The organism is Pseudomonas sp. 18-147, from assembly GCF_051048045.1.
Taxonomy (GTDB): domain Bacteria; phylum Pseudomonadota; class Gammaproteobacteria; order Pseudomonadales; family Pseudomonadaceae; genus Pseudomonas; species Pseudomonas aeruginosa.
The window spans coordinates 2,562,130-2,576,416 of record NZ_CP182296.1; the positions used below are offsets into that span (position 1 = coordinate 2,562,130).

At 53.3% G+C, this 14,287-nt stretch carries 11 protein-coding genes; 7 read left to right on the forward strand and 4 right to left on the reverse strand.

Going from position 1 to position 14,287, the window contains the following annotated elements:
• Window positions 1–53: 53 nt before the first annotated feature.
• The gene (locus ACM0M4_RS12465; protein ID WP_124101426.1) at window positions 54–1,103 is read right to left on the reverse strand and encodes a hypothetical protein; all 1,050 of its coding nucleotides are present in this window, start codon (window positions 1,101–1,103) and stop codon (window positions 54–56) included.
• Window positions 1,104–1,827: 724 nt separating this feature from the next.
• On the opposite strand from ACM0M4_RS12465, the gene ACM0M4_RS12470 reads away from it, so the two are divergent.
• The 4 genes from ACM0M4_RS12470 to ACM0M4_RS12485 are packed head-to-tail and all read left to right on the forward strand — an operon-like array spanning window position 1,828 to window position 8,513.
• On the forward strand, window positions 1,828–3,327 hold the full coding sequence (locus ACM0M4_RS12470) for a DUF3375 domain-containing protein (RefSeq protein ID WP_078451188.1): 1,500 nt from the start codon (window positions 1,828–1,830) through the stop codon (window positions 3,325–3,327).
• A gap of 2 nt (window positions 3,328–3,329) precedes the next feature.
• Complete coding sequence (locus ACM0M4_RS12475) at window positions 3,330–4,067, forward strand: DUF4194 domain-containing protein (protein ID WP_031690888.1); 738 nt, start codon at window positions 3,330–3,332, stop codon at window positions 4,065–4,067.
• Window positions 4,064–7,369, forward strand: a complete 3,306-nt coding sequence (locus tag ACM0M4_RS12480; RefSeq protein WP_171889859.1) for an ATP-binding protein — start codon at window positions 4,064–4,066, stop codon at window positions 7,367–7,369. Before ACM0M4_RS12475 ends, ACM0M4_RS12480 begins: the two co-directional genes overlap by 4 nt.
• A complete protein-coding gene (locus tag ACM0M4_RS12485) occupies window positions 7,353–8,513 on the forward strand; it encodes a Wadjet anti-phage system protein JetD domain-containing protein (RefSeq protein WP_031690890.1) in 1,161 nt (386 codons plus the stop codon). Before ACM0M4_RS12480 ends, ACM0M4_RS12485 begins: the two co-directional genes overlap by 17 nt.
• A 58-nt stretch (window positions 8,514–8,571) precedes the next feature.
• On the opposite strand, the gene ACM0M4_RS12490 is transcribed toward ACM0M4_RS12485, so the two are convergent.
• Window positions 8,572–8,760: a hypothetical protein gene (locus ACM0M4_RS12490; RefSeq protein ID WP_124101425.1), complete on the reverse strand. Its 189-nt coding sequence runs from the start codon at window positions 8,758–8,760 to the stop codon at window positions 8,572–8,574.
• Window positions 8,761–9,097: 337 nt separating this feature from the next.
• On the opposite strand from ACM0M4_RS12490, the gene ACM0M4_RS12495 reads away from it, so the two are divergent.
• Window positions 9,098–9,469, forward strand: a complete 372-nt coding sequence (locus ACM0M4_RS12495) for a histone-like nucleoid-structuring protein, MvaT/MvaU family (RefSeq protein ID WP_033975301.1) — start codon at window positions 9,098–9,100, stop codon at window positions 9,467–9,469.
• Between the two features lie 302 nt (window positions 9,470–9,771).
• On the opposite strand, the gene ACM0M4_RS12500 is transcribed toward ACM0M4_RS12495, so the two are convergent.
• Window positions 9,772–10,545, reverse strand: coding sequence for a CHAP domain-containing protein (locus ACM0M4_RS12500; RefSeq protein WP_078451189.1), 774 nt, complete (start codon window positions 10,543–10,545; stop codon window positions 9,772–9,774).
• Between the two features lie 304 nt (window positions 10,546–10,849).
• On the opposite strand from ACM0M4_RS12500, the gene ACM0M4_RS12505 reads away from it, so the two are divergent.
• A complete protein-coding gene (locus ACM0M4_RS12505) occupies window positions 10,850–11,725 on the forward strand; it encodes a hypothetical protein (protein ID WP_225030714.1) in 876 nt (291 codons plus the stop codon).
• Window positions 11,726–11,825: 100 nt separating this feature from the next.
• Here ACM0M4_RS12505 and ACM0M4_RS12510 read toward each other — a convergent pair whose 3' ends face one another.
• A complete protein-coding gene (locus ACM0M4_RS12510; protein WP_216664332.1) occupies window positions 11,826–12,050 on the reverse strand; it encodes a DUF7740 domain-containing protein in 225 nt (74 codons plus the stop codon).
• Window positions 12,051–12,815: 765 nt separating this feature from the next.
• On the opposite strand from ACM0M4_RS12510, the gene fnr reads away from it, so the two are divergent.
• Complete coding sequence (gene fnr / locus ACM0M4_RS12515) at window positions 12,816–13,547, forward strand: fumarate/nitrate reduction transcriptional regulator Fnr (RefSeq protein ID WP_031690895.1); 732 nt, start codon at window positions 12,816–12,818, stop codon at window positions 13,545–13,547.
• The last annotated feature ends 740 nt before the right edge of the window (window positions 13,548–14,287 follow it).

Sequence of the window (14,287 nt, forward strand, 5' to 3'; positions counted from 1 at the left end):
TTGGCGCTGGGAAGTGATGGACTCTATGGTGATGAGTTTTAATGGGAGATTTGTTAAATGCCCTCGTGTCCTGGGATTTTGAACCAGATTGTGCCGGAATTGGTTTTCCAGTTGTCATAAATGTATAGTTTTCCGTTTTCCTTTTCGATGCCTCCAATTATCTTTTTTTGAAGGTCGATGCTGTGCCCGGTTTCAATGAGATATTGGTAGCTTAAATTTGTTGCTTCTTGGCTTGTTCTCGCATTTTTAAAGAAGAACGCGGTTTCTTTTGAGCGTCCGTCGCCTTGAGGGATTGGCCTTTTAGTTGAAAAGACGTTGGTGATTTTTGCTCCTTTTTGGAGGCAGATTTCTACATAGTGGTGCGTCTGCCAAGTAAGGTAAGGGTAAGCGATACTGTTCACGTTTCGGCTAAAATCCAAGAGATTGTAGCTGATAGATGCGATCCTCTTTATGGCTTCGTCTGAATTTCCGCGGCTCCCTATAATTCCCTTTCCTATCACTCCGCTGGAAATCAGTAGGTTGTTTCCATGATTTGGGTGGACGAATTCGCATAGATAGTCATACGCGCTTTCTGCGTCGTTGATTTTCTTCTGCAGTTCTTTTATTGAGGAGCTTACATGGATGGCTTCCTCTTCTTTAGGGATACCCTTTTTACTTCCTTGGCCAGCATAGGTTCTCTTTAGGGTCGTCTCTGCTTTTAAAATTATATTGTTGATTTTATCTAGCGTGCCTTGGTCCTTCAGGTTGTTGATCATCTCTTCGACGGCTTGCATGCAATAATTTAGCGTGGCTATCTGCTCTAGTAGTGAACGGCAATTGTTTGCCAGTGACAGTGGGTTATTGCTTTCTAGGGCGTGAAGTATTCCCTTTGCTAGTAAATAGTACTTGTATTGAAAAAGCTCTAGGCAGTAAAAGGAGTGGTCGGCTATCTTGTAAAGGCGTTTAGATATTACGTTAAGTGGAGGACGCAGGTCGGCTGATTTTTTATTTACCGAAGTTCTTATTTTTTCGAATCTGGCGTCATGATCTCTGAGGAACTCATGCTCTTCAGCGTTTGAAATATATTCCCTTAAAGCGGCTGAAACAGTATCTACAGTTTTCATGTCTGCTGACCAAGTTGGATTGCCAGTCTACACAGAGGGTGAGTGCGCGAGGCTCTGAGATTGGGCTTGAGAATCAGTTAAGTAGTGGGGCGCACTGGCTCGGAGTTTAATGCTTTTCAGGCCCGAGGTGTCCTTCCAGAGGAGCGCCATTCTTCTGTTGCTGTAGGCCCATAGCTTTTACCTTGTTAATGCAATAGAGGGGAGGGGCTGTCGGCCAGGAAATTTCGATTTTGTTTGATAAATGTCAAACCTATATTCATTGATGGCCGGATTCTGAGACGCCATTATTGGGCGTAGCAAGGTGGTAGAGTGAGACCTTGCACAGTCATCTCGTTCAACTGGGTAGTCGAGCTGAGAAATGAGTGGTCAGGGTGTTTGACGGTGCGCATTCCACGCCGGCTAGGCTCCGATGCCAGATGGGCGTGAACGGCTAGTCTCAGAATGGCGCTGGTCGATGTGAGTCCCCGATCCGAGCACTTGAGGTGGTGATGTTCCTCAACGCCGCCGCACCAAAAAAGCCAGCTAAGCGGAAGACAAGCGTATTCGCAGTGGCAACAGTTTGAACGTGATTGGAGAACCGGGCATCAAGGAGAACTTTCTTGGCTCGTCATAGCAAGAACCGCTTGTGCGGGAGCTGTGGGTAGCGACGAGGTTCAGTTCGAGGCTCGGACGCCAGATAGCAGGTGTCATTTCGAGTGGTAGTTGATTCGGCCGAGAGACTTACATGGAAGAGAGTACTCAGCACCTTACCGAACGTTATGTTTCCTCTCGTAGCCAGCATCCGGCTTGGCTGCTTCTGGCCTCCCGAAGAGCGCCTCTGGTCCTTAGCTGTCTCCGCACTCTATTCGAAAGGGCCAACGATGGAATCGTTGTAGAGGATGCGCTGCAAGGCTTGTCAGAGCTGTTGTCCAGCTATGCAAGCCAAGAGCTATTCGAGATCGATGCTGACAACGTCCAGCTCCAGGCGGGGCGCGAGTTGCGGGAATGGATCAAGCGGCGATTGATCGTCGAGCGTGAAGGCAGAGTTTATGCAACCGATGCTCTAGAGGTCGCAATTCAGTTTGTAGAGTCGCTAGACAGCCGAATGATGACGTCTACGGCGTCGCGTTTGTCTGTCGTACAGCGCGAAATCGAGAATCTCGAGACCAACCTGAACCCCAGCCCTGCTGGCCGCATCGCCAGCCTACGTCGTCGAATTCACGATCTCGAGCTTGAGCTGAAGCAAGTTGAAGCAGGCCACATTGTCGTTCTTGATGAGGCCCAGGCTATCGAGGGAATTCGAGAGGTATACAGCCTGGCGACCAGCCTGCGCGCTGATTTCAGGAGGGTCGAGGACTCTTGGCGCGACGCAGATAGAGCGCTTCGCCAATCCATCATTAGCGAGCAGTACCACCGTGGCGACATAGTCGATCTGCTGCTCGATGGACAAGACTCGCTATTGAGCACACCTGAAGGGCGGGTGTTCGATAGCTTCCAGCAGCAGCTCCGACAGTCCATTGAACTGGACGATATGCGTGCGCGGGTCCGAACGATTCTTCGGCATCCTGCTGCTTCCAAAGCGCTCCAGCGTAGCCAGCAGAAAGAAATGCGGTGGCTAGTCCTGCGACTGGTCCAAGAGTCTCAGTCAGTGCTCCAGGCAAGAGCGCGCAGCGAGAGGGACGTCAAAGGTTTCATGAAGACCGGGCTTGCCCTTGAGCACCATCGCGTTGGCCAACTGCTCCACGACATTTTCAATGCTGCGCTGGGGTTGGATTGGCAGCGCCAAAGCCAGCGTCGAAAAGCTGTGCCACTGCCTCCTATCGGGATTCCGATCTCGGGCATCCCGTCTGTTGAGCGCCTGCGGTTTAAAGACGTCAGTACGGGCGCGGATGCAGAGCTGAATCTAGATGTTGTTTCAGCTGGGTTAGACGAAATCGATGCGGACTTTTGGGATGCATTTGATGGGTTGGATCGAAATGCGCTCATCCGCGAAACCCTGTCGGTCTTGGCTCAACAGGGAAGGCCGTTAAGCCTTGGAGAACTAGCAGCTTTGCTGCCGCCTACACATGACCTGGAGACATTTTCTCTTTGGTTAGGGATGGCCCGTGAGGCGGGTCTCCATGTGTACGAGGATGAGGCTGAGAGCGTGGAGTTGGTTGACTCAGACCAGCAGCGTTGGCGGTTCCATCTTCCTCTCGTCGGTATGGATAGCGTTGCACTCAAGGATATTGATTGGGAGTTGTGAGCATGGCGGGAATTTTCGATCAGTTGGCAAATTCGGCAGGGGATGATCAGCGGCCGGCAGAGCTGCCTGCTGATGAGTCAGAACAAGCGGCGCCCCCTCAGCCTCACGAGCCATCCGACGATAGTGGTCGTACTCATGGTCGCATTAGAGAGACCGTGCAGGAGCTTCTTAAGTACGGGTTGCTGGAGGACAGTCATAAACCCAACCTCTATCGCTTAGCCGTCACTCATGTCGCTGAAATTGCGAGCGTCCTTGAGCCCCTCGATCTGGGCGTCAGTATCGACGAGATAAGAGGGCTTGCCTTTGTGACAGTCCGACAGGACGTACGCGCTGAGCCAGATGAGTGGTCACACCCACTCGTGCGAAGGCAGCGCCTGAACCTCGAGCAATCCCTCCTCATCGCGATACTGCGTCAGCACTTCATTGTGTCAGAGCAGGAAAGTGGTATCGGGACGACTGTTGCCCAGGTCGCTGTGGACGATTTGATCCCGCAGCTACAGGTCTACCTTGGCGATTTGGGTAGCGATGCAAAAGAGCGCAACCGCGTTCTCACGCTACTCGATCAGTTGAAAGGACATGGTTTGGTGTCCACTCCGGATGCGCATGACAACATCATCATTCGCCCGATCATTGCCCACTTGGCGAACCCTGAGAACCTGCAGGCTCTGCTAGCTTGGATTCAGGACCAACAGCGACTGGAAAGTGACCCCATTGACGCGGCCATGGAGGTCGAAGAGTGAAGCAGGAAGCTTTGTGGCGGGATAGCGAAACCTTCGTTCTCACCTCAGTTGAGATGTTTAACTGGGGCGGCTTTCAAGGGCTGCATCGGGCGCCGATTGACGGTGCTGGGACAGCTGTCATTGGCCCGACAGGGAGCGGCAAGACTACCCTCGTCGATGCGCTTATGACCCTCATCTGCGCGAGTCCGCGGTACAACCTGGCATCCACCGGTGGTCACGACAGCGACAGGGATCTTGCCTCGTATGTTCGTGGTGTCACCGGTCCAGGAGACGGGAGTGCTGGGCAGTCCCACATCGCTCGTTCTGGCAAGACGGTTACAGGAATCTCCGCGACGCTCAACCGTGAGTCTGGGATGGTTCGGCTTGGTGCGTTGCTCTGGTTCGAGGGCACTAGTTCATCTGCCGCAGACATGAAGAAGCTCTGGATATTCAGCACCTCTCCTGACCATACGCTTGAACACTGGTTGAGCGTTCAGCACGAGGGCGGGATGGCTGCTCTGAATAAGATGGGGAGCTCGGAAGCGGGGATCTGGACGTACCAAAGCAAGAAGCAGTACCTCGCCCGGCTACGTGATTTCTTTGAGGTTGGAGAGAACGCATTCAACCTCCTGAATCGAGCCTCAGGACTGAAGCAGCTCAATAGCATTGACGAGATTTTTCGTGAGCTGGTGCTGGATGATCGTGCGGCCTTTGATCGTGCTGCAGAGGTGGCTGACAGCTTTGATGATCTCACTGAAATCCATCGTGAATTGGATGTTGCGCGCCGACAGCAGCGTACGTTGGAGCCCATAGCTGAACTGTGGTCGCGCTACCAATCGTTGGAAAGCCAGGCAAGCGAGAAGGCAGCCTTAGAGCGACTTGTACCTGTTTGGTATGCGGAGCAGGGGCACCGTTTGTGGCTGGCGGAAACGGAACGGTTGCGGATTGAGAGTCGGCAGGCCGAGGCGGAGGTGGCATCTGCCCACGAGCTGCTCGAGGCGCAAAGGCAGCGCACTGATGAGTTGCGACAGCTCTATCTGCTGAAAGGCGGCACCAACATTGATCAGCTGAGAGCCCGCGTGAATGATTGGAGCAAAATTGCTTCGAAGCGTGCGATCGACTCAAAGCAGTATCAGTCGCTGGCTCGGAATCTTGGTCTTTCAGATGATCTCGATTCGTTGGTATTGCAAGAGAACCAGGCTACGGCAGAGTCGCGCCTTGTCGCTCTGAGGTCAGACCTAGAGCAAGCCAAACTGACGTCCTTCCAACTGGGCGTCGCAGAGAGTGAGCAGTCGAGTTTACTCGCGAGGCTTAAAACTGAGCGGCAAGAGGTTGAGCGCCGACCGGGCTCAAATTTGCGTCCGGATTTCCAAAGCCTTCGCTCTGATTTAGCCGCGGAGCTCGGCCTTGACGACAGCGCACTGCCGTTTGTAGCAGAGCTCGTCCAGGTCAAAAGCGAAGAGCATCGTTGGAGAGGGGCCGTCGAGCGGGCAATTGGTGGCCACCGCCTACGGATTTTGGTACCGCCGCAGTCCATCGAGCATGCCCTTCGTTGGATCAATAACCGGCATAACCGACTGCATGTCCGCTTGCTGGAGGTGAAGCACCCTGAGTCACCAGCAGTCTTCATGCCGGATGGCTTTACTCGAAAACTCACATACAAGGATCATCCCTACCGCGAGGCACTTAAGGCACTTCTTGCTGAGAATGACCGGCACTGCGTCGACAGCCCAGAGGTGCTGAGATCTACTCCTCATGCGATGACTGCTGAAGGCCTCATGTCGGGTAAGGCCCGCTTCTACGACAAGCAGGATCAATTGCGATTAGAGGATGACTGGCTCACGGGCTTCGACAACCGCGACCGTTTGGCCCAGTTGGCTAGTCAAATTCAGGAAGTCACTGAGCGACAAGCGCAAGCTGCTCAAGAGCTCAAAAATGCTTTAGCTGCGGTTAGCTTGCTTGAAGGCCAGATTCGGGCTTTCGAGCAAATCAGCCATGTCGATTTTGCGGACATTGACCTACCGGGAGCGCAGAAGCAGCTCGACGAGCTGAATCAGGGGATCCAGGAATTGCTCCAACCCGATACTGATCTTGCGGCAGCAAAGCAGGCCGCAGACCAGGCGGCGGAGCTGGTCGGCACACTAGACAAGCAGCATCAACAGGCGATCGCAAAGAAAGCTCTGGTAGATACCCGCTTCGAGCACGCGGCAACGAGTACGCGCAAAGCGTTTAGCCGGTCGGAAGTGGGTATGAGCGACCAGGAGCGTGAGCTAGCGATTAGGTACTTTCCAGAGGTCGCTCCGAAGTATTTGGCAGAGATTGGCGAACTTGAGCTGCAGTTCACTCGGAGTCTGCAGGGTGAGATCAGCGGCCTCAAGGACAGGCTCAGTAAGCTTCAAACCGAGCTCGCAAAGAAAATGTCGGATGCGCTGAAAGAGGACACTGGGGCTCTGGTAGACGCAGGGCGAGAGCTCGATGACGTGCACAAATACCTGGATCGGTTGAGGGTGCTCACTGAAGAGGCCTTGCCAGAGAAGCTGAAGCGATTCCGGGACTACCTGAACCGCTCCTCCGACGATGGTGTCACTCAATTGTTGAGCTACATCGAGCAGCAGGTAGCGCTAATTGAGGAGCGACTGGACGATCTGAACAGTACGATGTGCCGGGTCGACTTCCAGGCGGGGCGGTATCTGAGGCTGATCGCAAACAAGGTGTCGCACGACAGCATTCGTGCGTTGCAGCGTGCGCAACGTGCCCTCAACTCGGCGAGGTTCATTGATGACGAAGGGGAGAGTCACTACAAGGCCCTTCGGGAGCTCGTGGATATTCTGCGCGAGGCTTGTGAGCGAAATCGGACTCAGGCCGCTCGCACACTACTGGATCCTCGCTTCCGGTTGGAGTTCGCGGTCTCGGTGATCGATCGGAATACAGGCAACACAATTGAAACCCGGACGGGCTCACAAGGTGGGAGTGGTGGCGAGAAAGAAATCATCGCCTCTCATGTCCTAACGGCATCGCTGAGCTATGCCCTGTGCCCAGATGGCAGTAGCAGGCCACTCTTTGGCTCCATCATCCTGGATGAAGCTTTCTCCCGAAGCTCTCATGCCGTCGCGGCTCGAATCATCGGGGCTCTCCGGGAGTTCGGTTTGCATGCCATCTTCATCACTCCAAACAAGGAAATGCGGCTGCTGCGCCACCACACTCGATCGGCGATCGTGGTGCACCGAAGAGGTATGGATTCCAGTTTGGTTTCGCTCAGCTGGGAAGCCTTGGATGAGCACTATCAGCAGCGAATGAAGGTGCAGAGTGAAGCCACCACTTGAGATCAGCCGAAAGCTAGCTCGTCAGTGGTATCAGGCAGAGACACGTAGCAAGCGGCTTCTTGGCCTAAGTGAGTGGCCGCTCTGCATGCGAATAGGGGTTCCAAGCGCCAGAGAGTTTTCGCAGAACCCTGGCGCTGTGCAACGCCATGCTGAGTCGTGGAAGAAAGTGGCAATCGGGTTGGTGGATTGGGAGCCAGTCAGCTATCGCGCTGGCGCTGAACCAATCCTTCTTCCTTCTCAGTGGTGTCTACGCACTCCATCGGAATGGATCGCTGCAACAATGGATGCCGCGGTTTGTAGGGAATATGCAGACCTTGAGCATATCGTTGAGAGCGTAGATGTGGCTTTCAGAGCGCTGCTTGTTACTCAGCGCAGCCTCTGGCTAAAGAAAAAGCCAGAGGAGGTCATTGCTGCTGCAGATTTGGCCCTGCGTCTCCAGCCAGGATGCGCCATGGGGCGGCCCCTGCGCTTGTTGGCCGAGCATGGGGTGGACACGAAGTTCTTCGAGCGGAACGCTGGACTGCTTACGCGACTGCTGGATGAGCGTTTTCAAGGTGAGCCTTCGGAGATGGGGCTAAACACGTTCCTTGGGGCTCTTGAAGAAAATGAGCATTGGGTCCTTGTGGCGCCTTTGTGCGATGGGCTACTTCCATTCAAGAAGCTCCGGCTCACAACAGCTCAGCTAAAAGAGTCTCGGCTTCCTGGTTCTCGGCTCATTGTCGTTGAGAACGAAAAGTGCCTTCATCAACTACCTGCTCTTGATGACGCCGTCGCGGTTCTTGGATGTGGCCTCGATCTGCAGTGGATGGCGGCGTCCTGGTTACGGGAGAAGCAGCTAGCTTATTGGGGGGACATAGATAGCTGGGGCTTTCTAATGCTCAGTAGTGTCCGAGTGCTTTGTCCCGATATTTCTGCTCTTCTCATGTCAAGAGATGTGTATGAGTTATACGCCCCAGGGTCCGCAGTCGAAGAGCCCGTAACGGCTCAGGTATACCCTCCGTCCGGACTTTGCAGTGAGGAAAAGGAACTTTACTCGCACCTATTAGGGCAAAAAAAGGGGCGATTGGAACAGGAGTACTTGCCTTCAGCCGCTGTCGAGGCAGCAATAGACCTGTGGATAGATAGGACTTCTAATGACGTTTAGCGGGTGCTCATGACGTCGAGCTAGACGTTGACATTAGGGTATGCCCGGACATTGACATTCAAATATCTATCCGGGCGAGGCCAAATGTCAGGCTCATACCGTCGATGGGGGACTTCCTATTCGAGGCTTCGACCGCCAAGAAGGTCGCTAATGAAAGCGATACATGGCGACGCGGCGTACCAGGAAGCACCTGGTTTACCGCCTCGCGTTTGAAGGACTCGGGAATACGTCGTCTGGGCTGGGGCATGAACACTCCTTGCGGTGGGCATTGTCCACCTTAAGTCAGTGTCCAATCAGACCGGGACAGACCAGTAGAAGGTGTGTCTAGCTAGGGTGGAGCTGTCGTAACGCAGAACGGCGGTTCTACTTGTTAAATTCTAGGGGATTATTTGTCTAGGTGGGTTAGGTATAGATTTTTACTTCGTGCCCATTGGAAATTTGACGAAGGCAAGCACACATAACTTTTCTCCTGATTGTGAAGCAGGCCTTTCCTGAGTAATGTTCATCGGATGTAGCTTGCTGACAGTTTATTTTCGGGTTATTGTGTCCTTACGATGTCCGGCTGAGTTCTAAAGGAAAATAAAATTTCTAAACTTGCTGAGTTTCGTGCTGCGGAAAAGGCACTTCAAGAACAACTTGCCTACCTCGAGTCCTTCAAGAACGACGCCGGCCTCAAGCGTGAGATCAAGTTTGAGGAAGAGCTCAAGTCTCTCATGAAGGAGTACGACAAGAACCTGCGCGATATCGTATCTATCTTGGATCCTGACTCTCGCCCCGTTGGTGGCAAGCTGCAGGCCCGAGGAGCCAGCTCTCAGCGCAAGGCTCGTGCCGTCAAGGTCTACAAGAATCCGAATAGCGGAGAGATTGTTGAGACCAAAGGCGGGAACCATAAGGTGCTGAAAGCTTGGAAGGCAGAGTTTGGCAATGACGTTGTAGAGTCTTGGTTACAGAATTAATAAAAAAGGCCGCGAAAGCGGCCTTTTTTATTTCCCTCCGGGCGTCTCCAAGGATATTTCCGAATTGTTAGCTGAATGCCACGCAGGCTGGAGTCAGCTGCACTGTAAATTCGGCGATCCATCGTTTCTAAGTGGAAATATTGCGGAGAAGCCTCTGACAGTGGCTCAGCGGGTTTCCGACTGAGCCAGGCGAGGAGGGACATGCTGGGCTCCAAGCCGCGGGTATGGATTTGCGGGTTCCAGAAGGGGGCTTGCTTCCCCCTTCTGGTATGGAGCCGGTTGGCTAGCTATGCACAGATCGCTTATGGGTGCAGCTGCGAATCAGTGCGGTAGCTGACTACTTTCAGGATCGAGCCGTTTTTGGTGTAGGCCTTACGGCAGATTGTAGATCGAGGGGGAGTCCCATCACGCTGATTGCCGCCGAGCACCAGTACGTGGTCGCCCTGATCAGCCAAGAAAAAGGCAACGTGACCTTTTCCGCCTTCGCCATCGGTGATGTTATCGAACACGACTATGTCACCAGGCTCGGGTGAGGTCGTCGGCTTGCTCCAGTTTTTGAATGACAGCGCTCTGGCGCTATTAGTTGGAGGCGCTGAGTCAGTAGGCAGCGTGCGGCCGTTGGCGGCCCGCATGAGGCAGTAATTGACGAAGGCTGCACACCACGAGGTCGTATCGCCGTCGGGCTTGGTTTGCGTTGCCTTGAAGAACTCGACGATTACCGGGTTCCAGCGAGATGGCCAGGCTGATGCATACGGCTTTCGATCTTCACCGAAATATCCTTGGCCAACGGCCCAAAAGTAGCTCGCCACTTCGAAGGGAGTGCACGCTGAGGGGGCACCATCCAGCACCTGCTTGCCGATGGCACTTTCTTCAGCCGTGGGCGACCGCGTGCCTAGCGCTCCAACATTGGAACCTGCCGCAACTTCGTCTGGTAACAGGTCGTTATTCAGCGATGGTTGGTCCGATCCAACAAGGTCAGGTGGGAGGGGCGTGGGTCCTGAGTCTTCTTGCAAGTCTTGCATCACAAGACCGAGGATTTTGATGAGGGCGGGGTTGCGGGTTTCGTTGAGCGCCAAGATGTGTTTCTCCAGTGCAACAGGCTGTCTGTGGTGTCCCTTCAATGCTTGAGCCGGGCGCCCGGTCAGGTATAGCAAATCGCCGACACCCTACTTCAGTCCCCAAAAATCCTGCGCGAACGAGCCTGTGTACTCACCTCTCTAGGTCGGTAGTGGTCGTCCTAAACGTAAAATTGCTCGCTGGTACTGGTTCAGCCAAATCCGCACAGAGCAGTTGTTTGGGATTAGGTGGGATGGCGCGTTGACAGCATGGCCGGTTGGTCTATTTTCGAGCGATTACCACTTCGCATGTCATGGAGGACCTATGGATCGCCGAACTGTCTTTCCGATACTGCTCGCGTTACTGATGCCATTTCTAGGTGGCTGTACAAGGTCGCTGATGGAAGATAGTTGGCCCGTCCCGCCGGACGATATTGTCAATTATCCGCCCCCGCAGCTGGCGCCAAACCCAGCAAAATTTGAACAGCTGTCGCTTGCTTCGGAAAATGCGGAAGGATTGCGAGTACTCATCAACAAGCACAGCACTGACAGCAGTAAGAGAGACTGGGGCAGCGGTGATTTCACCACAGTGGGGACTATTGCAGCCGTAGGTGGGGCGGTGGCTGACCAGACCGGCCTGATGAATACTGGCGCGGGTATGTCGATCCTCGGGCTGACGGCCCGTGAACGCTACAAATACAACATCCAGAGTGCCTCCTATGTCGGAGCACGAAAGGCTCTAGAGTGCATGCTGAGTCATGTGTTTACCACCAATAACGATGAGGTGGAGTGGGGAATGATTCAGCAAGGCAGTGCGGAAACGCAGCAGGCCGCTAGCGAGCTGCCGGCAACAATTGTGCAGGCGACATTAAAAGTGAAAGAAAGCCTCATCACTCGGTTGCAGACCATCCAGAGCGAGCCTGTGAAGGCTGCTGACTTCAAGGGAGTGTTGGATCAGCAACACCAGGCTTACAACGACATGGCTGAAGCTGAAAAAAAGCTTAAGCAGACGGTCGATAAGGACAGGCAAGCGCTAGTTCAAATGAAGGCGGTAGGGTTCACCCCCTCTGTGACAGACAGCGCGAATGCTAATCGAATCTCTAAGGAAGAGAGGTTAGTGCCGCTGGAGCGTCAGGTGAGTACCGGGAAAAAGCTTGTAGCTTTGCCGGCAGCAATCAATGCCTGCGTGGCGGGATACTAGTTGCTGCTAACTGCATCGTCTCTGCGAGGCCATGGCGCCGTTAGACTTGATTAGTCTGTGCTGTTCCTCTCATCCGTTCGAGGATGCCTAGGGGTATGGCCTAGTCGAGATTCGCGGCGATCTGGTGGACCAGCTTCAATGGAGCAGAGCTGGTCGCAATATTGAAGAGTATGTCGCGCTTGCTGCGAGGAAGTTGCTTGGCGCACCGCTTTGCGGTGGCCTTTATGGCGCTATCGGTGCCGTGAATTTTCGCAGCAAGCAGCAGCGCTAGGATTGCATCTTGAAGGTCCACTCTTGAATCCAGCTCCGGGTGGGGCGGCACCATGGCTGTCGATACCGGTGGCGCCAATTCTGGCACCCCAACTTGGTTTACCCAAGCTTTAGTTTGATTGTCTTAGGCAAAAATGAGATGCCCCCCCTGGGGCAGGAGCTGTTTGGGCTCTTGTCCCTGAGGATCAGTGATCCGACGAAGTTTGGATGCCGAGCTTGTTCCTCATGCCCTGCCGCAACGCTAAGCCGAGTACTACTTGGCGCACTGCCCTTTCGACATCGAAAGGACGGCTGAGCTGTTGGTATTCATGGCGGTGAGTAGCTTCCATTAGGCATGCAAACGCTGGCTCTAGATGAGCCCTAGGGCGTTTGGTTTAAGGATTTTTCTCTAGGCTGGCTTTCCTGCCTTTAGGTAAGCACAGGCTCCTTGCCGATAATATTTTGTTTTCGTATTTGGGTGTCAGACGGGCTTTTGAAGTTTGCGTTAGATATTTGCGCGACAGCCTGCTGCAGTCCGAGGTGTCTGCGGACACACCTAGAGGTGTCCGGGGACATTGCTTGTTGAGTTCTTGCTCGCGACCATTAGCTCTGGCGTTTACTGCTTCGACTATTAGCGTTTATCTGATTTTCTTTCTATCTGGTGTTGTTTTTCATCGCGCTGCTGCATTGGGTTCTGTTTCGGTGTCCAGGTTCGAGGCTCTATTGGGGCATCGCTTGGTGATGAATTATTTAAACTGAAGAAGGAAATCTTTCGGAGTGTTGTTTCTGGGTCGTGATGTGATTGTGCTTGACGCGAAAAATTGATTCTGAGACTGACTTTATGGATGGAGTTCATCGGCAAATTGTGCGGCGCCAGATTCACTGTGGTAGCTGTGCTTTGGCAAGCCATTGTTTGCCGTCTTCGTTATCTCTCAGTGAGATTGATATTCTCGATGAAATGGTCAGGCGTAGTAGGCCGTTAGAGCGAGGGGAGTTCTTGTTTCGTCAAGGCGAAGAGTTTAGGTCGATATTCGTGATTCGCACAGGCATGATAAAGAATTACTGTATTACAGACACTGGTGTGGAGAAGATAACAGGTTTTCAATCGCCAGGTGAGATTCTCGGTTGGGCTGGAGTGGATTGCGGAGAATATCCAATGTCTGCTCAGGCGCTCGAACCTACATCCGTTTGCGAAATACCTTTCGGACGACTGGATGAATTGGCTGAGGCGATCCCTCAGTTGCGGCGTCAATTGATGCGGGTTATGAGTCGGGAAATTCGGGAAGACCAACAAATGATGCTGCTTTTGTCTAAGAAGTCTTCTGAGGAGCGAATCGCAACCTTCTTGCTGAGTTTGTCTGCTAGATTTCGAGCTCGAGGGTATTATGCGCATACACTTCGTTTAAGTATGTCTCGTGGAGAAATTGGGAATTATTTGGGGGTGGCCATGGAAACGGTCTCTCGATCTTTTACGAAGCTGCAGCAGTTGGGATTGATTCGGGTAAGTGGTAAGGAAGTGCAGATAGTTGACTATATGAAGTTTTGCGAGCTGGCCGGTGGCGAGGGGAAGTAGTTTTTCTTATTAAGTTGCTCGGGTGGGTGTCGGATTTTGGTTGTATTGCGTGTGGCTTTTTATAGGAAAGGCATGCGGAGAAAGAGTTTTGTTGTGTTGGTGGCCATTCGTACGTGTCAATTAGCAAAGAATAAAAATGCAGCAGGAGCCCAGCGGGCCCCTGCTTATGACGATTAATGCTGGGAGTCGTGCGCCCGCCTAGATTTATAATGAATTATGGCGAGTGTTAGCACGATGACCAACATCAGTGGCCCAAAACGCGCCGCCAGAATCACCAGCGCTACAACTGCTAGGGTGCCGGCAAAAATGCGGGTCAGCACAAATAGCAATTCGCGAACGCAACACGCTGAGCCCTGTGTAAGCAGGGGGGAGTGTTGCAGATGAAACAAAGATCTCGGATCTATTACACCGAAAGCCAGAAGGCGCTGATGTGGGATCGCTGGAAAGCAGGTGGTTCGCTCCAGCGGCAGCTACCATAGCGGACTACCGCTCAGTAGGTGCTGCGATAAATGAACCAGGCAATGAACACGACGAATGGAGCGAGCAGAACGCCGGTTTCCGTGGAAGTGCTCCGCTGTCTGGATCAACTCACCTCAAGTAATTTGACGGAGCCTTTAACGACCAATGGCTCCCTTCTTATACTCGTCAGTAGCCATTACCGAGACGTGTGCCAATGTTGACGTGTGTAATGACGCTCGGGTGCAATGATGTGGTAGTCTTAAGGCGTGCCGATTTTCTGG

Coding starts and splice junctions, on each gene's coding strand:
- ACM0M4_RS12490 (WP_124101425.1), bottom strand. CDS start 8,760: ATGCCCCAGCCCAGACGACGTATTCCCGAGTCCTTCAAACGCGAGGCG.
- ACM0M4_RS12510 (WP_216664332.1), bottom strand. CDS start 12,050: ATGGTGCCGCCCCACCCGGAGCTGGATTCAAGAGTGGACCTTCAAGAT.
- ACM0M4_RS12475 (WP_031690888.1), top strand. CDS start 3,330: ATGGCGGGAATTTTCGATCAGTTGGCAAATTCGGCAGGGGATGATCAG.
- fnr (WP_031690895.1), top strand. CDS start 12,816: ATGGATGGAGTTCATCGGCAAATTGTGCGGCGCCAGATTCACTGTGGT.
- ACM0M4_RS12470 (WP_078451188.1), top strand. CDS start 1,828: ATGGAAGAGAGTACTCAGCACCTTACCGAACGTTATGTTTCCTCTCGT.
- ACM0M4_RS12505 (WP_225030714.1), top strand. CDS start 10,850: ATGGATCGCCGAACTGTCTTTCCGATACTGCTCGCGTTACTGATGCCA.
- ACM0M4_RS12465 (WP_124101426.1), bottom strand. CDS start 1,103: ATGAAAACTGTAGATACTGTTTCAGCCGCTTTAAGGGAATATATTTCA.